We start from the raw sequence: 20,762 nt of genomic DNA, 5'->3' as shown, positions 1-20,762 counted from the left end.
ACAAATGACCAAAATATATTGTTATAAAGGACATGAAAATTCCCCAGGTAGTCGCTTTTGTCTCCAGTGTGGTGAAAAATTATTGGATCAACCCATGAGTTATAGTATCCAACCGGGACTAACTTTAGGCGATCGCTATGTGATTGTGCGTCAAATTGGCCAGGGTGGTTTCGGGCGCACTTATTTAGCTGAAGATGTCAACCGTTTCCGCGAACTTTGTGTTTTAAAAGAATTTTCCCCCCAAGTTCAAACCCCTTACGTTGTCCAAAAAGCAGAAGAATTGTTTGAGAGAGAAGCGAGTGTTCTCTATAAATTGCAACATCCCCAAATTCCCCGCTTCCGTGAACTGCTTCGGCTGAACTTAGGGGGCAAAGAATATCTGTTTTTGGTGCAAGATTATGTAGAAGGGGAAACTTATAATTCTTTATTAAATAATCGGTTACAGCAAGGTTTGCGCTTTACAGAAGCTGAAATACGCCAATTGTTGCAGCAAATTTTGCCAGTGTTGGAATATATCCACTCACTAGGAGTAATTCATCGAGATATTTCTCCAGATAACTTAATGCTTCGCACTGTTGACAAATTGCCAGTTTTAATTGATTTTGGCGGTGTCAAACAAGTAGTAGCAACCGTAGCTTCTGAATATTACCAACCCGGCATGGTTGCATCTTCCCCATCACCAACCCTATTAGGTAAGGTAGGATTTGCACCCCCAGAACAGATGCAAACTGGGTTAGTATCTCCCCACAGCGACTTATACGCAATGGCTGCATCAATGTTGGTTTTACTGACAGGGAAACAGGCACAAGAATTAATTGATACCTATAATCTAACCTGGCAGTGGCGACGGGAAGTAAACGTGAGTCCGATTTTGGCACAGGTATTAGATAAAATGCTATCTGCTAGGCCAAGCGATCGCTATCAATCAGTCCGTCAAGTACTCGAAGCCCTCAACCCACCCCCAACTAACTTTCCTCCAACTCAATATCCCACACCACCACAACCCACATCTGCCACCGTCGCCATCTCTCCCCCATCCCCCTCATTTTCCTCATCTCCCTCATCCCCCCCTCCCTCTTCGTGGACACCAACAAAAACCTTCCTCTTAACGGCAGCGATCGCTGGTAGTGTTGGATTAATTTTATGGGGAGTGAATGGCAGTCGCAATAATATCGGGGAAGTTCAACCTACTCCCACAGCTAGCCCAATTCCAACCAATAACCAAGCAACCGATCCTTTAGCGCAATATTCACCAGCAGAACGGCAACGCAAAGAAAGATTAAGCGATCGCCGTCAACAGTTGGGGATTAACTCTAGCTTCTACGTAAACTTGGTAAATCAAGTTTTTTGGGATAAAAACCCCAGCTTAAAAGGACGCACTCTTAGCGATGGCCCTGAAGATGAGGGTTTGCGGGCAGAATGGGATAAAACAGCGTCAGAATTGCTGGAAAAATTAGCGCCACTAAGTTCAAATGCACGCCGACAACTGGGAACTTATACAAGTGCTGAACGCGATCGCTGGAGAGTAGAAGTCAACAAAATTAACGTTGGTAGTCGTTCTTTGTATGATTTGGGAGATGCTGTTTTTTTAAGTGTATTCCCTGAACAGCGTGGTAAAGATTTTCGAGTTCAGCCCATTGGACAAGTTTGGTACGGTTTTGTTAGCGATAAACTTAGTGCGATCGTTGCTGGTAGCGCTTTCCAGAAGCTTCTTTTTGATACCGGCGCTACTGGCAAAACAGTCAACGGTACTCTAGAACCTGGTAGCGGTAAAGTATTCATTGCTGGACTTGCTAAAAATCAATCTCTGGACTTGAAACTAGAAGCAAATTCCCAAGTTTTGTTATCAGTTTATTCACCCTCTGGCAAAATCCAATTTTTAGAAGATTCTAGCAAACGCAGTTTATCAACTAAATTACCAGAAAACGGATTTTACGAGTTTGTTGTGGTTTCCACAGCATCGAAACCATTAGATTATCAACTCACCATCACGGCGGAAAATCCAACGCCAACACCAACGCCAACACCAACGCCAACGCCCACAGAAACTCTCACGCCTACTGCTGAGACAACGCCTACACCTACTCCCAGCGAAAGCCCCACACCGGAATCTACACCGACACCTACTGCTGAGACAACGCCCCAGAAGAATTAAGAATTAGACAAAACCTGACTCTGGTAAACCATAACTGAGAAAGAAGTTACAGGGGTAGAAGCGATCGCTTATTGATGCTCGTTGACTTGATAGCTGTGGTGTAAGATTACTAGCTTTTCACTGAAACCATCAGCAAATTCTGGTGGTGTGACTATTGCATCACTAAATAGCTCCCTCCTCACTTGCTTTTAGGCAGGGTGGTTTCATACAAGCAGAGAAAAACTGAGTTTCAAAGCCTCTCTCCGCTTGTCTGACGACAGGCTAACGCCAACGGGGAGAGATTTGGAGAGGGGTAAAAAGCCACGCTGCAAAACGGGAAATCAAGACTTATGTATTTTTCTTTTTTCGTATGAAACCACCCTGCCTCCTCACTTGCTTTTAGGGGGTTGCGAGTGGGGAAATTGAGTCATTCACTCAAGTAAGAACTGCTATAAAGCCGTAATTTTACTGAACTTTAATTATGAATTTTTTATATATGCTTAGTGCTTAATTATTCAGTATGCCAACAATAGGATTTGCGAGAGGTTAAAGCTATAGCAACCGCTCACCAATCCTATTAACTGCCCTAAATTCTCCAACAACTTTTCAAAACTTAAGTAAGTAGAACTATGAGTCAGTCTCTTGTTTTTATTGACGCAGCTGTTGAAGACAAACAAAGCCTCATCAAAGGAATAGACATCCAGTCAAAAGTATTTATTCTGGATAGTGACAACAGTGGGGTTGAACAAATTAACGAGATTCTGGAAACCCACAGTGAGATTAGTGCCATTCACATTGTCTCCCACGGAAAGTCTGGTGGATTAAAGTTAGGCAATGGCTGGTTAAGCCGCTCCGAATTACAAAGCCATGAAAGTCAGTTCCAGGTTTGGCAAAGTGCGCTTACCGAAGATGCGGATATTTTGCTGTATGGGTGTAATGTCGCTCAAGGTGAGGAAGGAATTGCATTTGTTGAGCAGCTGAGTCAGTTAACAAGAGCAAATGTTGCCGCTTCTAATAACTTAACCGGCAGTGCTGCGGCTGGAGGAGATTGGAACTTAGAAGTCACGACGGGTTTGATTAAGTCGCCTTTGGCATTTTCAAAAGTAGTGCAGTCAGCATACACCGCCGTGCTGATGGCTCCTCCTAACATTGCCCTCTCTCTACCTGGTAGTAGTATTTCTTATACTGAAAACTCCGCCGCAACTGTTTTAGATTTAGGTGCAACTGTCACCGATACTGACTCGCCCAACTTCAATACAGGTAATCTCACAGTTCGCTTTACCAGTGGGGGGACAGCAGATGATCGTTTGAGTATTCGCAATCAAGGTACCGGCGCAACTGAAATTAACCTCGATGGTAGGGAAATTTATTACGGCAACACCAAAATTGGTAACTTTAGTGGCGGCATTGGTACTGACAGTTTAGTAATTAACCTGAATACTAACGCTACCGTAGCAGCAACTCAAGCTTTAGTACGTAATATTACTTTTGCTAACACTTCTCAAAATCCTACCACCGCTAACCGGATCATAGAAATAGTTTTGACCGATGACGCTGGAAGTAAAAGTACATCTGTCACCAAAACAGTCGAAGTGACTGCTGTCAACGATGCACCCAGCTTTGATACTACACTATTTCTCTACGATGGTAGCACTGGTAAAAAACCTGAAGAATCAGATGCAGCTCCAAATGCACCTTGGTTTGCTTATCAAAAGATTCTGCTACCCAATGCTAGTGCCACTACATCCGCTACAGGTGGTGTCACTAATCTTGTAACTAGTAAGACAGCCTATGCTGGTTATACAAACTACGGTATCAGTGGAACATCTTTAAGCGCTAACCCTTTAAATAATCTCTTCCCCACCCTTGATCGAAATGCTGGGTTTGTTGTCTCCTTTGGGTTAAAGGTAAATTCTCAAACTTTAGCTGCAAGTGCCGATAAGAATAGTGATAGCAAACCAGATCGTGCTGGGTTTAGCGTCATTGCTCTGGATAAAGACAAAAAGGGTATTGAATTAGGTTTCCTTACTACCCGGATTTTTGCCCAGGATGACGGCACAACACAAATAAATCCGGCTCTGGAACCTGATACTTCTGCTAATCCATACAAAACCCTATTCACCCAAGCCGAAGGAGTAGATTTCAACACCACTACAAAAGTGGTAAATTACGATTTGGCAGTTTTGGGCGATTACTACACCCTATTTGCTGATGGTGTCGCCCAATTGACAGGTAGAGTACGGGATTACACTGCTTCTGTCGCACCATCTCCCATACCTGATGTCTACGAAAAACCGAATTTCCTCTTCTTGGGAGATGATACACCATCAGCCGGTACGGATAGCAACTTGGCATTTGTCAAAGTTACTACTAGCGGTAATATTCTCAACCAAACCATTAATCAGGATACCGCCACAGATGCAATTCCTTTTAGCATTGGTGACTCGGAAACTGCTGCTAATAATTTGACGGTGACAGCAAGCTCATCCAACCCAAATTTAATCCCCAATAACAGTATTGTAATTAGTGGTACAGGAAGCGATCGCACTGTCAAAGTCACACCTGCTGCGACTAAATATGGTCAAGCTACAATAAGTCTCAATGTCAGTGATGGTAATAAAGTCACTGTTCGCCAGTTTGTTGTTAATGTCAACAATATCAATGACAAGCCGACAGATTTGGCATTAGATAAGACTGATGTCAAAGATAAAGCACCAGCCAATACCGTCATCGGCACATTCAGTACCATCGATCCAGATGAAAACGATCATTTCAAATACAGTTTAGTCGCTGGCGAGGGTGATAGTGATAATAATGCCTTCACCATTAACGGGAATCAACTGCAAATCAATGCGTCCCCTAACTTTGAAGTCAAATCGACTTACGACATCCGGGTGCAGACTCAAGATGATGGTGGACTTACCTACCAGAAGCTATTAACCATCACCATCAACCATGTCAATGAGGCACCCACAGATTTGGCGTTAGATAAGACTGATGTCAAAGATAAAGCACCAGCCAACACCGTCATCGGCACATTCAGTACCATCGATCCAGATGAAAACGATCATTTCAAATACAGCTTATTTGCCGGAAATGACGATACTGATAATAATGCCTTCACCATTGATGGCAATACCCTCAAAATCAACAATTCTCCAGACTTTAAAACTAAGTCTAGTTACAAAATCCGCGTCCGCACTACTGATGATGGTGGTCTCACCTTTGATAAGTTATTGACTATTAATATTAAGAATGGTGATGAAATACCCAGCCGTCTCACTAAACCAAGTGATGATGTCTTCAACATCACTAGTCAGGATGTCAAAACCACACTGCAAATTCAACTCACTGGTAACAGTTCTAAACTGGTGAATGAACTGGCTTTATTTACTGTTGATGATGATAAAGGTACAATTAACGGTATTGCTCCTGGTGCTGAAGGTTATGCCAAAGCTGCCTTAGATCGCTCAGAGGTAATTTTATCTGCGATCGCTAATACCCCTAAAGGCTTTCAACCTAATAATCTGAGTAGACTGCTGGAATTGAATTCTGGTGAAAATTTTAGATTCTTATTAGTCCAAGACGGTAGCCTTGATTCTGTACGCAGTAATCCTAACTCCATCAGTAAATTACTGTTTTCTAGTGTCTCAACCCAAAAAATTGCAGATTTGGGTGACAATAGTTTCTCTCTAGCTTGGAAGAGTGCTTCTGGTAACAGTTCCACAGATTTTAATGATTTAGTGGTGAAAATTACCCAGACAAATCAACCTTTACCTTTGGGTGCGGATCTCCAAGGTAAATATCAAGGACAAGTGATTGATTTGCGAGATGTCAAACAATCAGTGAAAGCTGAATTTAACGTTTACAGAGAGGCGGCTTACAACAATTACGTCGGCTTTTATCAGGTGACTGATGAAAATGGTGGGATCGATACCAATGGCGACGGTAAGGCTGATATTCTCACGGGACAGGCTGGTTATACTCAGGCTGCTATGCGTGGTCGAGTTGCTGGTATTGATTTGAGTGTGAGTAACCAAGGTACTGCTACTTCCACTGGTACTTTCGCACCTGGTTCTATTTTTGCCCCCTTTATCATTGTTAATGGTAGACCTGATGCGGTTTTAAATAACAATTCTAATGCTCCGGCGGTTTATTTCCCATTCTTAGGTGCTAATTCCGATCGGTCGGATCACATTCGCCTCTTAGGAAGTAACACCTTTGGCTTTGAGGATTTGCCAAATGGTGGCGACAAGGATTTCAATGATGTGATTATCAAAGTTAATTTGACAACGACAATTTAAGATTCAATCAATATATTTTTCTTATGTAGAAGGTTAGGGTATTGGGTATTGGGGAAAGGTGACAGGTAACAAGAGATCGGGAATAATTTGCACTTTATTCCGTTCTTCAGTTCCCAGTCCCCAGTCTCCAGTCCCCAGTCCCTAATTAAGCATCATCTAAAGCTGCAATTCCAGGTAATACCTTACCTTCAAGTAACTCCAAACTAGCGCCGCCACCAGTAGAAATGTGGCTCATTTGGTCTGCTAAACCAACCTTTTCCACAGCCGCTACTGAGTCACCACCGCCGATGATGGTGGTTGTGCCAGTTTTGCCGATTTCTGCTAGAGTATGAGCGATCGCTTCCGTACCTGCTGCAAACTTATCAAACTCAAACACACCCATCGGCCCATTCCAAATTACCGTTTTGGTATCTGCAAGGGCATCTTGGAAAAATTTCACCGAGTCTGGACCAATATCCAAACCCATCCAACCATCGGGGATATTCTCAATGCTAACGGTTTGAGAATTGGCATCAGGGGCAAAGTTATCTGCTAACACCACATCGGTGGGCAGCAATAAAGCAACGCCCCGTTCCTTAGCCTTAGCTTCCAAAGACTTCGCTAGTTCTAGCTTGTCTTCTTCCACCAACGACTTACCAACATTCAAACCACGGGCTTTGTAGAAGGTGAAAATCATCCCACCGCCGATAATTAGCTTGTCGCACTTTTCCAGCAGGGTTTCAATCACGCCAATTTTGCTGGAAACCTTGGAACCGCCAATAATTGCCGCCAAAGGACGTTGGGGATTTTCAATAGCGTTTTGCAGATATTGCAATTCCTTCTCAACCAAATATCCAGCCACAGAAGGGCTGAGGAATTTAGTCACACCTTCAGTAGAAGCGTGGGCGCGGTGTGCAGTCCCAAAAGCATCATTTACATAGAAATCAGCATTAGCTGCCAATTTTTTCGCAAATTCTGGATCGTTTTTCTCTTCTTCTGGGTAAAAACGGACATTTTCTAGTAACAGCACTTGGCCATTTTGCAACGCGCCAACTTTAGCTGCAACTTCATCGCCAATGGAATCATTAGTTTTAATGACTTCTTGCCCCAGTAACTCAGACAGACGCTTGGCAACGGGAGTTAGGCGTAATTTGTCATCCACACCCTTGGGACGGCCAAAATGACTTGCGAGAATGACTTTAGCACCCTTCTGCGTCAAATCCTTGATGGTTGGTAGAGCGGCTCGAATGCGAGTATCGTCAGTAATGTTGCCTTGATCGTCCACAGGCACATTAAAGTCAACCCGCACTAAGGCACGTTTCCCAGAGATATCAGCCGAAGATAAACTTGCTAAACTTTTTTTGGACACACCAAACTCTCCTAATTGCCTTTTTGTTATTGTTTTGAAAGTAGAACCATCAAGATTTTACCGGAGTCAGGGGTACCCAAGTGACAGATATATTTAAGACAGTATTATTTCCTATCGATCAAAGCCGGGAAACGCGGGAAGCTGCTGATGTTGTAACCAACGTAGTCAAAAAGTATGGCAGTCGCTTGGTGCTGCTGTCTGTGGTAGAAGAACCGCCAAAAGATGCGCCTAGTGCAGATCCGATGGTGTCACCGGAGGTAGTTGCTAAACTGCTAGAAAATGCCCAATCTTTATTTTCTGGGCAAGGAATTCAATCTGAAATCTTGGAAAGGCAAGGTAAACCAGCTTTTACTATCTGCGATGTCGCTGATGAAATCGGGGCTGATTTAATTATCATGGGCTGTCGGGGGCTAGGCTTGACTGAAGAGGGAGCGGATGATAGTGTTACCACCCGCGTTATTAACCTTTCCCCTTGTCCAGTGCTGATTGTGCCTTAGTAGTGTGTTTTAGAATACTAGTAAATTTGTGGGGCGATCGCTAATAGGACTTACGCATTGACAGGAAAGACCAAGTATAGATGATTTGAAAAACCAGATCCGTCGTAGGGGCAATTCATGAATTGCCCCTACGACACTGATCTATTTACCAAAGAATTGGGTCTAAAGCCCCGTGCTTCACGCAATGCTTTAAAGTAATGAGTAAGGAGTAAGGAGTAATGAGTAATGAGTGGATGAAAAATGGGTATTTACTTATTACTCATTACTCCAGAATCACCGCGCCTTTAGGTCGGTGAGGATGTCAACATCAATGAATAGCCTAAAATAGCCTAAAAGCGATAGTTGCGATCGCGCACCCACATACTAACTGGGACTGCTTTACCCTGTGGATCTACCTTCGCTTTCACCACAATGGGGGGTACTTGTCCTCTGCGGGCGCGTTGAGTTCGCAAATCATTGCTAATTTGCTGGCGTTGGTTTTCTGGGATGTAATATGTTTCCAAGCCGTAGTTAACAGAACCATCTTGATAAACACCTTTTAAGGCTACCTGATTGGCTCTAAGAGTTGTGGGGCGATCGCTACTGACTCGTAACGGTCTCCAAGCTCTAGGAACACCGCTACCAATGGAAAGTTGCTCTTGCAAGGTCACATAAATGTTGGTTCCTTCAGGCAATCTTCTGCCGCTTCCCCGACCTTTGCTGACTAATGTTTGCCAACCAGGTAATCTACTCAAATTTGAGGGACGGGATATATTGTAATCTAGCGCTAAGGTATTACCATTTAATACATTGTTTGGGTCTACAGGTACGGTTTGTAAAATCACTGTCTTACCTGTGACATCTGTATAAACGGCTTGGGCTGGTACTGCCATAATTAACCCTGTTTGCAGCGCCAGGGGAGCTAGTAACCGCCAAAAAGGTAAGGGCTTATTCGATTTTTGTTCAGTAGCAATCAAGTAATCCCGAAAAGTCACTTTACTAGAGAACTCGGCTTCGGGAGACAAGGTTTTATTTTTAGATTCAGAAGAACTATTAGTCATGAGCGTAGTCCTAAAAAGCAAAAGAATTGAAGAGGTTAAAAGTAACGAGATTAGGACTAACGCAGAGAAACTTTAAAAACTTTGAAGCACAGAGATTTCAGAAGAAGTTAGGAGACGCAATTAATCGCGTCTATACAGGAGTTAGGAGTGCAAAAAAATCATCAATATTGAAACTCCATCACTTTATGATTGGGCTTTCCCTGAATTATGACTCCTGTTAGCGATAGCGGGGCGTTTAGCCCATTCTGACTCCTGAATTCTGAATTCTTTCATCCTTTACACTACTTCTTACTTGCAGAGCTAGAGCCACCAGGTAAGCGGCGTTCAAACCAGAGTCCAGCGCTAATTAAAGCGGAACCGCACAAGATGAAGACTAGGGACTTGAAAAGTAAGTCGGTGTCGTACTCTTGCACGCGACTGATAATTTGCAGTGTTACTAACAGCATACCGCCCCAAAAGGAAGTTCTGTTGCTTAATTTCAATCCTTCTTGAATTAGTCCCCAGGCTAATGTTGCTAGAAGTACATTGAAAATAAAAACACCAAGTTCATCAATTCGGCTGACAGTTTGATGCCAAAAAGGTGCTACTGCAATAAAGGTAAGAAAGGTACCAATAACAGCAGTTGTGAAAATCACTTCGCGGCGCGGAGGATTATTTCTTTGACGCAGTAGAAATAACCATTGCAATACCGCCAAGCCACTGAGAATCCCCAAATCGATGATCGGCAGAGACTGGAATAAGTTTGTCACGTTCGTTGGTTGATTATAACCATAATTTGGAGATTCCCAAACCCAACGAAAAGACAGAACGTAAAAGACAACGCCGAAGCTTAACAAAGCTAAATTACGGGCCAGAGATTGAAATAACCTGTAATTTATGGTTGGAAACAGCAGATCGTCATAACTCCAGAATAATGCAGGTGGGAGTGTGAAAGCAAAAGATGCCACCCAAGGGGCTATATCGGCATAATTTAGCAGTGGCAGGGGATTAAGGTTAGCTTGTAAGGAACTAGCAAATACAAAGGCTGCTAGACCAAAAATCCAGCGCGATCGGCAGAAGTAGGCTAAGGGGACAAATACTAGCCATGCCAACAAGGGTAGATGCTGCACTACTAGCCGCGACCAAGTTAACTCTCCGGTTGCGTACCACAAGTCTTCTAATCCCGTCCAATACCCGATTTCCACGAGAATAATTGACAGAATTCCTAAAGAATTTAACGACAAACTGAAGGCCATCACCACAACACCCAACCCCCAGGCGAGAAAAAGTTGGGAAGTTGAACCGGCAATATTGAACATTTGGGCCATCAGCAGTAAATTTGCGCCGAAAATCAAGGCGCTTAAAATGAGCAACCCTTCTCCCAGTAAGCGTTTACTTTTTTGCGGCTTCTTCCCTTCAGGTGTTATCCAGGTGTAAAAACCAGTAATAGCGATCGCAAAAAACAAACTCATCATCAGAATAAATTTGACTTCTCGCGATCCTCCCTGCCAGTTTCCTGATACAAAGGTAATTATGCCTAAGCACAAAAGGATGCTGCCTACAGCGATCGCGATTGCTTTATTGCGATCGCGTGCAGCAGCTTCCAGGTTTTTAAATTGATAACGTTCTGCTATTTGCTCATACAGCGAAGAACTAATTAATCCTTCATCCCTCCATAATTGTGCTTCTTTGCGTAACTTGTGCGGAAAACTATCTAACAACATGACCTTCTCCGGTGCAGTGGGGTAGCTTGGCCATTGCGTTCTGAATGGCGGTCATTATATTTTGAGTATGAAGCCAAAAGCCTTAATTACATTGTTCTTGTGTAACAGTTTGATTTGGATTTTGATACAACCTAATTCGTAATTCGTAATTCGTAATTAGGAAGGTCAGGTTACATCTTGGTTTCCATATAATTTAAAATTGGTACTTTATATATTCAGATGGAAAAACCTTCTAATTTATTACTTAAAGTCTCACGACGTTTGTTCACTAATCTCGATGAACAAGAAAAGTTTATTGAGGCTTTAATGAATCCTCAGTCTTTTTCACCTAGTATTCTTTGGTGTCAAGAAAAGCCTGAAACTTTTTCTTTAGCAGTAGAAACACCAACCTATTGGCAACCAGAATTTATAGATCGTTTATACCTGGGAGAAAAACCTGGTCAGCATCCCTTGCATCAACAAGGGTATTTCTATTGTTTAGATTTCTCTTCAGTATTTGCAGCTACTACTTTATTAGCAATTCCTCAATCAGTGCGTTTAGTTTTTGATATGTGTGCCGCACCAGGAGGTAAAGGTATCTTTGCCTGGAAAGCTTTACAACCTGACTTGCTCATCAGTAATGAAGTAATTGGCAAACGTTTGGGAATGCTAATTTCTAATTTGAAGCGTTGCCAAATCAGTCCTAGTGTAGTGGTTAATAGAGATTCGAGTATATTTGCCGAAATGTTTGATTGCTCTAGCAATTTAGTAATAGTAGATGCTCCTTGTACTGGACAATCTTTACTTGCTAAAGGTGAAAAAGCACCCGGATGTTTTCACCCAACTGCTATTAATAAAAGTGCAAATCGGCAAAAGCGGATTATAGCTAATTCTGCTAAACTTGTTTCCCCACAAGGCTATTTAGCTTATATGACTTGCACATATTCTCCCGAAGAAAATGAGCAAGTTTGTGAATGGTTATTAGAACGCTTTCCCCATTTTCAGGCAATGGAAATTAGTAGTTTAGCTAAATATCAGTCGCATTTAACTACAATGCCTTGTTATCGGATGTTTCCTCAAGATAGGTTAGGTGCCGGTGCATTTACAGTATTATTTCAAAATACTAATGAATATGAGCAAAAAGAAGTGGATTTAAATACAATATCTTCGCTGTATATCTACCAAAATCTAAAAACTTAAGAAGTAAAAAGATAATCCCCATAAATAAATTTTGGGGATTTGATCGGGAAGTACCTTTCACAACATCTAGTGTCTCGTAGATGTAAAGGGGCTTGAAACCATTTTTCTTGATTCATTCTTTAGCTTTTTACTTTTGTCTTATTCGCTCAAGTTAATTAAATTTTAATTAATTTTATATTTCACAACATAGTTTTATTTATTCTCGCCCACTTACTCTTTCGACATTTCTAAGTTCTACCTGCAAATGAGATGACGACATTAATAAAAATTTTTCAATAATTAATTATTATGGATAATTAAATTCTCCTTAATTTTTTCCTAACCTAAATTTAACCAAGATTTATCCGGTATCAGAGTTAGACTTTTTGAAATAAACATTAGACAGAAAAGCTAAATCATACAGGATGCAAATTACATGAGTCGAAAACTCAGCAAAGTGCTTAAACAGTCAGGAGTCATTCCTTATAGAGTGAACAATGGCAAAGTTGAAATCTTGCTAATCACAACCCGTAACCTTCAACACTGGGTGATTCCAAAAGGAGATATTCCTAATGGTATGAGTCCGCCCGCTTCAGCAGCCAAAGAAGCTTGGGAAGAAGCAGGGGTGATTGGACAGGTAGACGCGAATGAACTGGGAACTTACAAGTACCGCAAAGGAGGCAAAATTTACCGAGTCCAGATGTATTTGTTACCAGTTGAGATGCTGAGTGAAGATTATCCAGAAGCTAGTAAAAGAAACCGGCAGTGGGTAGAAGTGGCTACAGCCATTAGATGGATTAAGTTTAATTCACTCAAACGGATACTGAAAGGTTTTTTCGAGGTAAAATCTCACTTTTGTGCATTACAAGATACTAATTAGATATAGAAATTCACCACTAAAAATACTTGTTTGTAGTCAGCGATTTATCATAAAAATTTTACCAGGACTAAAGTCATTACTAGAAACTTTAATTTATTTACATGTAACTACTTATTGAAAACCCCTCAAAGCAACGTGAGTGAATTTCAATAAATACTAATTAAAAAACTGCATTCGCTAGTCAAAATAACTAAACATTAGACGTAAAGTATTACTTAAGTAAGTGGGTCAAATTAAATATAAAACCTCACCCTGCCTCCGGCTTCCCTCTCCTTAGTAAGGAGAGGGATTGAGGGTGAGGTTTCATCTTATATTTAATTACGCCTACCTACTTATGTCTATTCACTATAGCGGTTCCCATTCAGATGCAGTACAACATTAATCGCCAAGTGTTAGGGCACAGCACTGCTGTGCCCATACGGGTGTATCTCACTCAACCGAGAACTGCTATATGCTATAAGTAGACTTATCTGTTCTAAATCCAGAGTAAAGCTATCCAAGTTTTTATACCGACAATTCCATCAGCTTGCAATTTTTTAGATGTTTGGAAACTAACAATTGCATTTTTGACTGAATCAGAAAACTTTCCGTCAATAGCATCGGTATATAATCCAATATCTTTTAATTGCTGTTGTAATTGTTTTACTCTTAGCCCAGAATCTCCTAGCTGCAATCCATTAAATCTATTCAAATCGGCTCGACCACTAACACCAGTTACACCAGAGATATCACCGGCATATTGATGGATTAAGTATTGCTCTTGCCAAGCACTAGGAATACTTGGGTTCTGGGTTCCATAGTGGGCAATCCATAATGGATAATTAGCAAAATCAGATGGATTGCCAAGTTCTTGCCAGAAGCTGGGAAAGGTATAAATGATTGGCTTAATTGGTTTTTTTGTTTGTTGTAAAAGGGCTTTTTCTACCTCTGCTAACCACTGTTTGGCTGCATTAATTACAGCTTGGCTATTTACTTTGTCAGTTACCTCTACATCCAGAACTGGTGGTAAATCTCCGGGTTCTAATTGCCCCAAAGTTTTTAAGAATTCCTTCGCTTGCTGAACCGGATCAGATGTATGGGGGTGAAAAAAATGATAAGCACCCCTAATAATACCTACAGTTTTCATGGTCTGCCAGTGATGAGCAAAAGAAGAGTCTTTAATGCTAACTCCTTCTGTAGCTTTGACAAACGCAAAGGTTTTACCAGAGTTCTTTACAGCCGTCCAATCAACTCTGCCATCTTGATCGGCAACATCAATTCCTTCCATAAAATTTTTAACCTTTTTGATTAGTACAATACCGAACTTATCAGAGGCTTTGATTAAATTTATGCTTTTTCTGGGTCTTTGAGTAAATTACAGAATATTTACTAGGGTTGAGTGTCAAAAAGTCGCACAGTAGTCACTCTGACTTTGCCTGTACAAGGCTTGATTTCTTCTGTGAGGGTTAAGTGCTGGTAAGCATTGGGAGGCGTGATTTCAATCTTACTAGAAATTGGGCAGTTTTCCTCTGGGGAACTGATGTGGTTATATGCTATCTGAAATGAGGCTTGTTTGCCAGGATCTAAAGTTACTTGTTGTCGAGGTTGCTTACTCGAAAAGTAAGTGTCTTTTGAGCGGATAACTTTAACCCTTTCCAAAGGCTGTCCTTTTGCATCCAGTAGTGCCAATCCTGGATAACCGTTGAGGGTGCAAGGGGATGAGGCGTTATTGGTGAAGGCGTAGGTAAGAGCAACATTCCCAACGCCACCTTCTTTGGAGACTTGGCGCACTGACAATTGGCTAGTTTCACAGCGCGTCGGATTCGTGGCAATAGTGGGTTCAGGCGTAGAATTGTCTGTAGTTTTTTCAGTCGGTGTAGGTGTTGAGGTTAACACAGCTTCTTTCGTGGGCTGTTGAGTGATTGTTGGTAAGGCTTGCGTCTGTTTGGTAATAGAGGAGGAACCGACACAGCCAGTTGTTACCGCAGTCAGCAGCAAGAACATACTGCTTTCTATAATTGGAATTCGCATATCTCTTTTTTTGTAGTGAACTACTTACATTGATGCTTCATATACAGTATAAGTTTCCAATTTCACAACCGTTAGCGTTGTTATGTATATATTAGGACTGTAATAAATATCTCCAGTAATTAAATATGTGTTATCCACAACTCTTGTAGAGACGTAGCACTGCTACGTCTCTACATTCATTTTTACCAGATGTCTAATGTACAGGGTGAATATAGCAATCTTATCTGATTTGTGAAAATTCGCGGTGTCCAGATCCCCGACTTCTTGGAGAAGTCGGGGATCTAACTTTTCACGAATGATTTAGGATTGCTATATTATCTGTTGCTTGAATCAAAGCACTGCAAATTCCCGGTTCACTCATCGAATGCCCCGCATCAGGAACCACTATAAATTCGGCTTCCGGCCAAGCGCGATGTAATTCCCAAGCTGATATCATTGGGCAGACCACATCATACCGTCCCTGAACAATTACAGCCGGAATATGGCGGATACGGTCTACATTTAAGAGTAATTGATCTTCTGTTTCCAAAAATCCCTTATTCATAAAATAATGGCATTCAATACGTGCGAAAGCTGAAGCAAATTCACTCTCGCCAAACTTTTGCATGAGTTCTGGGTCTAAAAAAAGTCTACTGGTACTAGCTTCCCAAATTGACCAAGCACGCGCTGCTGTTAATTGAATTTCTAAATCTGGATCGGTCAAGCGTTTGTAATATGCTGCGATCATATCATCACGTTCTGCGATCGCAATTGGTTTGATATATTCTTCCCAAGCATCAGGAAAAATATAGCTAGCACCCTCTTGGTAAAACCATCGCAACTCTTTTTGTCTCAGCATGAATATCCCACGGAGAATTAATGCCGTGCAGTGAGAGGGATAGGTTTGGCTGTAGGCTAATGATAAAGTGCTACCCCAACTACCACCAAAAACCGCCCATTTTTCTATACCTAAATGTTGGCGCAGTTTTTCGATATCACTAACTAAATCCCAAGTGGTGTTTTCGCGTAATTCAGCATGGGGTGTACTTTGACCACAACCACGCTGGTCAAACATCACTATCCGCCATTTTTCTGGGTGGAAATATTGCCGATAAAAAGGTGGACATCCACCACCAGGGCCGCCATGTAGCAAAACGATGGGTTGACCTTGGGGGTTTCCTGACTCTTCAAAATGAATGGTATGAAGTTCAGAAACCTGTAAGTTGCCTTCTCGGTAAGGTTCGATTGCTGGGTAAAGTTCTCGCATGTAGGATATAAGGAATTACGCATTGACAGGAAAGACTAGATATGGATAGATTGAAAAACTACATCATTGGGTTACAAGATCCCCGACTTCTTAAAGAAGTCGGGGATCTGACCACCACATTTCTAATTAGCTTTGCCATTCTGCTGAAAATTTAACAAGTGATCGTCATTGACCCAAATTGCTTGTTGAGGCACAGAAATGGAAATTCCAGCTTTGTCTAGAGCAATTTTCAGACGGCGGCGAAACTCCCGTGCTACATCCCATTGCTTGAGGGGTTGTGTTTTAAACCATACACGAATAATCAAACCGCGATCGCCAAATTGATCTATTCCCAAAACTTGCGGCGGTTCCAAAATTTGACGCTGCCAATGGGATTCTTGATTCATCTCAAAAGCAACTGTTTCAATCAACTTCAAAGCCTCTTCTGTATCGGCTTGATAGGCGATGGGAACCGTTAAATCGGCTCGTGACCAACGACTGGAAAGATTCGCTACAACTTTAATTTCACTATTGGGAATTGTGATTAAGCGCCCTTCCGAATCCCGCACTTGGGTCATCCGCAGATTCAAATTTTCTACTAAACCTCCCACGTCTCCCACACTAATCACATCGCCTAAAGCATACTGGTCTTCTAAAATAATCAGGAAACCATTAATCGCATCTTTAATTAAGTTTTGCGAGGCTAGAGACACTGCAACACCTACTAAACTCGCACCTGCTAGCAAGGGAACGATATCTATCCCCAATGACACCAGCGCTAGTAAGATACCAACTCCTACCCAGATCAGAGTAGCAATACTTTTAGTCACACCAGAAAATGTGGAAACTCGCAGTTGCAGACGTTCAGAACTTTCTGGGGTTAGGAAAGTACCACTAATGACCAGAGTGCTGGTGAAACGTTCAATTAAGGCGTAGGTCAAACGGATCGCTACATAGGTTCCCAGGAACACGACACCTAATCTCAAGGGAAATTGGGCTGCTGTGAGAATTCCTACCTGAAAGGCTCGTGTATAGGGAAATAGACCCAAAATAAAAAAGCTTCCACCTCCCCAAATTCCAGCTTGACTTAACTGAAACAATCGTCTTTTTACTTCTTGAAGATGCTGCTTTTGCTGTTGATTTAGTTGTGTTGTAATTGGTTGATTTGCTGCTGGTGAGATTGGAGAGTTTAGCAGTTCTCTGGGGAGTTGGGAGGGGACAGGATTGACTGAATCTGAATCTTTTTGGGAACGTTTTTGCCAACCATATAGACCCAAACTCATAATCACCATTAACACTCCTGTGCCCGCAGCAATTTTACCTTGGTTGATTAAAGATTGAGTTTGTCTTTCTTGCTTTGCTTCTTGCAAGTCTTCTTGTAACGATTCGGCGACTTGATTTGCTGATGTGGATATATCTACTTGTCGCAGTCCAGCATCCTCAGAGGTAACGGTCATCAGATATTGACCGTTGACATAAATTACTGGTAATTCGTTGACTTTCCGAACTTCTACCTTGACTGCTGTTTTTTGTGGTGATTGAAAGTAATTTTGACCAATTTTATCCAACTTCTTTTGAATATCTTCTGAACGCTCAGGAAAGTTGGTTTTTGATGCAGCTATTTGAAATAATCGGCGACCATCTAAATAAATCCAGCCTGTGACAAGTCTATCATTTGAATCATTACTGACGCTGCTGGGAGCTTGTAACTGAGGTAATAAAGGAATCTGGGCTGTGGCTTTTGGCACAGATACAACGGCTATGGCCATTGAACTGGCGATGCCTACGGCGGGCAAAGCCAACGCCAAAAATTGAAAACGCACTCAAACACCTCCTTCAGTAAAATCTACTAATTCATTACTTCAACTATCCTGCGTAATTACTTTGGATAGATGTACCTATCTAAAGTTGGGGTTTTGCTTTGAGATCATGAAATTTTGATGCTAGTTGATTTTTTATCTATCTTTAGATAGATGACAATTGGCTGATAGTCAGAATTTGAAGCTGAGAAGAGTTTTAGTTTTAGCAAAGATAAAACTAAAAGGAAGAACCTGGCGATGACGTTGACATTATGGTGATCAAACGGCAAGCTAGTTTTGAGGACTGTTGACTAGTGATTTGCTATTATTACAAGCAAAAATTGCCAGTTGTACAATACTCTAGTAGAGTGCGTAAAATTTACGTAGCTTTTTTTATTTTTTGAGGTAACTTTTGATGACCGCAACTTCTCCCCGATTAAAGCACGAGGTTAAAGACCTCGGCCTAGCTGCCTTGGGTAGACAGCGCATTGAATGGGCTGGACGCGAAATGCCAGTTTTGAAGCAAATCCGCGATCGCTTTGCGATCGAAAAGCCATTCGCTGGTTTACGCCTTGTAGCTTGCGCCCACATTACAACAGAAACAGCACACTTGGCGATCGCTCTGAAAGCCGGTGGTGCAGACGCGCTTTTAATTGCTAGTAACCCCTTATCAACTCAAGACGACGTAGCAGCTAGCCTCGTCCTCGATCATGAAATTCCCGTCTTTGCTCAAAAAGGCGAAGATAACGAAACTTATAACCGCCACGTCCAAATAGCTTTAGATCATCGCCCCAACATTATTGTTGATGACGGTAGCGATGTAGTTGCGGCTTTAATCCAACACCGCCAACATCAAATTGCTGATTTGATTGGTAGCACCGAAGAAACCACCACTGGTATCGTGCGGTTACGCGCCATGTTTAGAGAAGGCGTTCTCACCTTCCCCGCAGTCAACGTCAACGACGCTGATACCAAGCACTTCTTTGATAATCGCTATGGTACTGGGCAATCAACCCTAGATGGCATTATCCGCGCCACAAATATTTTGTTGGCTGGGAAGAACGTTGTTGTCGTCGGTTATGGCTGGTGTGGTAAAGGTACAGCCCTCCGCGCCCGTGGGATGGGTGCTAACGTCATCGTCACCGAAATCGACCCCATCAAGGCAATTGAAGCCGTAATGGATGGCTTCCGCGTCTTGCCAATGGCTAAAGCTGCATCTGAAGGTGATATTTTTATCACTGTGACTGGTAACAAGCACGTCATTCGCGGTGAACACTTCGATGTGATGAAAGACGGTGCGATCGTTTGTAACTCTGGTCACTTCGACTTAGAACTTGATTTGAAATACTTGGCTGCACAAGCTAAAGAAGTCAAAGATGTTCGTCCTTTCACTGAAGAGTATAAATTGAAAAATGGTAAATCAGTTGTCGTTCTTGGACAAGGACGCTTGATTAACCTAGCTGCGGCTGAAGGACACCCCAGCGCGGTAATGGATATGAGTTTTGCAAACCAAGCTTTGGCTTGTGAATTCCTGGTGAAGAATAAAGGGAAGTTAGCCCCTGGTTTGCACTCAATTCCGGTTGAAGTCGATCAAGAAATTGCTCGGTTGAAGTTGCAAGCTATTGGTATCACAATTGATAGCTTGACTGCCGATCAAATTGAGTACATCAATTCTTGGACAAGTGGAACTTGATACATTGATTAATTGATTTTTTGGGGGATAGGCTTTTGGGCTTATCCCTTTTTTTGTGTTCGCACATTCGCTGAAGCATTCCCGTAGAGTAAACGCAAGTGCAATAGCTTACTTAAAAAATTAGGTAAGATTATAATTTAGACTATTCTTTTTTATATGTCAGCAAAAGATATTTTTCATAATACTGTGAAAGTAGCCTTAGAAAAAGATGGCTGGAAAATTACACACGATCCCTTGTTCTTTCAACTCACTGAACAAATTAGAATTAAAATAGACATGGGAGCGCAAAAGTTAATTGCGGCTGATAAAGATGAGCAAAAAATAGCAATAGAGGTAAAAAGTTTTATTGGGATGTCAGCAATCTCAGAATTTCATACAGCTGTTGGTCAATTTTTGAACTACAGAGTAGCATTGGAGCAAAAGGACTCTGAACGAGTATTATACTTGGCAATAGCTAAAGATATCTACCAAGAATTTTTTCTGGATTCTTTTATTCAAAGTGTATTAGAACGATATGAAATCAAGTTATTGGTTTTTCATGTCCAAAAACAGGAGGTAGTATTATGGAAAACTTAAATTATCAGGAATTAGTGAAAAAAATCATCTATAAATATGTAAATGAACAACCAAAAGAAGATTTAGAAAATACTGAAATTGTCTTTGATACAGAACGCGATCGCTATTTATTATTATATGTGGGATGGCATGATGAAGAAAGAGTCTATGGATGCCCCATTCATATTAGTATCAAGGATAATAAAATTTGGATTCAGCGCGATTTTACTGAAGAAGGAATAGCTAATCAATTAGTAGAATTAGGTGTGCCAACAACAGATATTGTTTTAGGTTTTAGATCGCCTTATGTCCGGCAGTTTACTGGTTTTGCATCTGTTTAATTTTGCATCTGGTTAAAATTTTTGCATTTTATCCCGATTGTTGAAAGTTGAGTATATCAATACTTGGACTTCGGG

Annotated in this window: 15 protein-coding genes; 8 read left to right on the top strand and 7 right to left on the bottom strand. The window is 41.6% G+C overall.

Annotated elements, in window-relative coordinates:
- The first annotated feature begins 4 nt into the window (after positions 1-4).
- Positions 5-2,155 carry a serine/threonine-protein kinase gene (locus V7K98_RS27260; RefSeq protein WP_335027670.1) on the top strand — a complete coding sequence of 717 codons (2,151 nt, stop codon included), beginning with the start codon at positions 5-7 and terminating at the stop codon, positions 2,153-2,155.
- A 608-nt stretch (positions 2,156-2,763) separates the two neighbouring features.
- Positions 2,764-6,438, top strand: coding sequence for a DUF4347 domain-containing protein (locus V7K98_RS27255; protein ID WP_335027668.1), 3,675 nt, complete (start codon positions 2,764-2,766; stop codon positions 6,436-6,438).
- A gap of 145 nt (positions 6,439-6,583) precedes the next feature.
- Here V7K98_RS27255 and V7K98_RS27250 read toward each other — a convergent pair whose 3' ends face one another.
- The gene (locus V7K98_RS27250) at positions 6,584-7,786 is read right to left on the bottom strand and encodes a phosphoglycerate kinase (protein WP_335027666.1); all 1,203 of its coding nucleotides are present in this window, start codon (positions 7,784-7,786) and stop codon (positions 6,584-6,586) included.
- Between the two features lie 89 nt (positions 7,787-7,875).
- Between V7K98_RS27250 and V7K98_RS27245 the strand changes: the two genes are divergently transcribed.
- On the top strand, positions 7,876-8,283 hold the full coding sequence (locus tag V7K98_RS27245) for a universal stress protein (RefSeq protein WP_335027710.1): 408 nt from the start codon (positions 7,876-7,878) through the stop codon (positions 8,281-8,283).
- Positions 8,284-8,612: 329 nt separating this feature from the next.
- On the opposite strand, the gene V7K98_RS27240 is transcribed toward V7K98_RS27245, so the two are convergent.
- On the bottom strand, positions 8,613-9,323 hold the full coding sequence (locus V7K98_RS27240; RefSeq protein ID WP_335027663.1) for a GDYXXLXY domain-containing protein: 711 nt from the start codon (positions 9,321-9,323) through the stop codon (positions 8,613-8,615).
- 281 nt (positions 9,324-9,604) lie between these two features.
- On the bottom strand, positions 9,605-11,026 hold the full coding sequence (locus V7K98_RS27235) for a DUF2157 domain-containing protein (protein ID WP_335027661.1): 1,422 nt from the start codon (positions 11,024-11,026) through the stop codon (positions 9,605-9,607).
- Between the two features lie 219 nt (positions 11,027-11,245).
- On the opposite strand from V7K98_RS27235, the gene V7K98_RS27230 reads away from it, so the two are divergent.
- Complete coding sequence (locus V7K98_RS27230; protein ID WP_335027659.1) at positions 11,246-12,205, top strand: RsmB/NOP family class I SAM-dependent RNA methyltransferase; 960 nt, start codon at positions 11,246-11,248, stop codon at positions 12,203-12,205.
- Positions 12,206-12,620: 415 nt separating this feature from the next.
- Positions 12,621-13,064 carry an NUDIX hydrolase gene (locus V7K98_RS27225; RefSeq protein ID WP_335027657.1) on the top strand — a complete coding sequence of 148 codons (444 nt, stop codon included), beginning with the start codon at positions 12,621-12,623 and terminating at the stop codon, positions 13,062-13,064.
- Between the two features lie 475 nt (positions 13,065-13,539).
- Here the strand turns inward: V7K98_RS27225 and V7K98_RS27220 are convergent, their stop codons facing one another.
- From V7K98_RS27220 to V7K98_RS27205, 4 genes are all read right to left on the bottom strand, one after another.
- Positions 13,540-14,331 (bottom strand): GH25 family lysozyme, encoded by a 792-nt coding sequence (locus V7K98_RS27220; RefSeq protein WP_335027655.1) that lies wholly within the window; start codon positions 14,329-14,331, stop codon positions 13,540-13,542.
- Between the two features lie 101 nt (positions 14,332-14,432).
- Positions 14,433-15,074 carry a DUF4232 domain-containing protein gene (locus tag V7K98_RS27215; protein ID WP_335027653.1) on the bottom strand — a complete coding sequence of 214 codons (642 nt, stop codon included), beginning with the start codon at positions 15,072-15,074 and terminating at the stop codon, positions 14,433-14,435.
- A gap of 289 nt (positions 15,075-15,363) precedes the next feature.
- Entirely contained in the window at positions 15,364-16,320 is a 957-nt protein-coding gene (gene pip / locus V7K98_RS27210; protein ID WP_335027651.1) for a prolyl aminopeptidase, read from the bottom strand.
- A gap of 122 nt (positions 16,321-16,442) precedes the next feature.
- Positions 16,443-18,122: a mechanosensitive ion channel family protein gene (locus tag V7K98_RS27205; RefSeq protein WP_442940448.1), complete on the bottom strand. Its 1,680-nt coding sequence runs from the start codon at positions 18,120-18,122 to the stop codon at positions 16,443-16,445.
- A gap of 391 nt (positions 18,123-18,513) precedes the next feature.
- Between V7K98_RS27205 and ahcY the strand changes: the two genes are divergently transcribed.
- The 3 genes from ahcY to V7K98_RS27190 all read left to right on the top strand — a co-directional run bounded on the left by ahcY (position 18,514) and on the right by V7K98_RS27190 (position 20,687).
- A complete protein-coding gene (gene ahcY, locus V7K98_RS27200; protein ID WP_335027649.1) occupies positions 18,514-19,791 on the top strand; it encodes an adenosylhomocysteinase in 1,278 nt (425 codons plus the stop codon).
- A 156-nt stretch (positions 19,792-19,947) separates the two neighbouring features.
- Entirely contained in the window at positions 19,948-20,367 is a 420-nt protein-coding gene (locus tag V7K98_RS27195; protein WP_335027647.1) for a XisH family protein, read from the top strand.
- Positions 20,355-20,687, top strand: coding sequence for a XisI protein (locus tag V7K98_RS27190; RefSeq protein WP_335027645.1), 333 nt, complete (start codon positions 20,355-20,357; stop codon positions 20,685-20,687). The genes V7K98_RS27195 and V7K98_RS27190 overlap by 13 nt, the downstream gene beginning before the upstream one ends.
- The last annotated feature ends 75 nt before the right edge of the window (positions 20,688-20,762 follow it).

This window comes from Nostoc sp. (assembly GCF_036917435.1).
Taxonomy (GTDB): Bacteria; Cyanobacteriota; Cyanobacteriia; order Cyanobacteriales; family Nostocaceae; genus Nostoc.
The sequence above is the reverse complement of the archived record's forward strand: the minus strand, read 5'-3'. Positions and strand labels throughout refer to the sequence as shown.